This window comes from Vibrio sp. 378 (assembly GCF_033339435.1).
The window spans coordinates 1-501 of record NZ_JAWOUO010001296.1; the positions used below are offsets into that span (position 1 = coordinate 1).

Consider the following 501-nt stretch of genomic DNA (forward strand, 5'->3'; position numbering starts at 1 on the left):
GGCATCTTCACGAATAACGTCAACCACGTCATCGATGGTGATACGACCGACAAGGTGCTGGTTTTCATCCACTACGGGTGCTGACACCCAATTACGACGTTCAAACAGGCTAGCAACGTCTGAGTCACTGGTGTCAACGGTAATCGCATCGTCAGCATCTTCCATGACGTCGATAATTTTTACGTCGGGTTGGGTCGTAATAAGTGTCGTGATTGGGAGTTCGCCAATCAGTTTGCTTTCGTCATCAATCACGTAGAGTGCATCGGTGGCTTCAGGCAGCTCGCCCTTCATACGCAGATAACGCAGGACTACGTCGACATCAACGTCACCACGAATCGTGATAACGTCGGTGTTCATCAACCCACCAGCGGTGTCTTCAGGATAAGACAGTGCCGTCTCGACGCGAGCACGATCTGCTGAATCCATTTGGGAGAGAACTTCACGGGAAAGATCGTCTGGCAAACTACGTAGGACGTACGCAACGTCATCGGTATCCATGCC

At 51.1% G+C, this 501-nt stretch carries 1 protein-coding gene; it reads right to left on the reverse strand.

The window, feature by feature from the left end; genetic code table 11:
- On the reverse strand, positions 1-501 hold a 501-nt coding region (locus tag R7Q48_RS31655; RefSeq protein WP_318134435.1), incomplete at both ends, for a CBS domain-containing protein.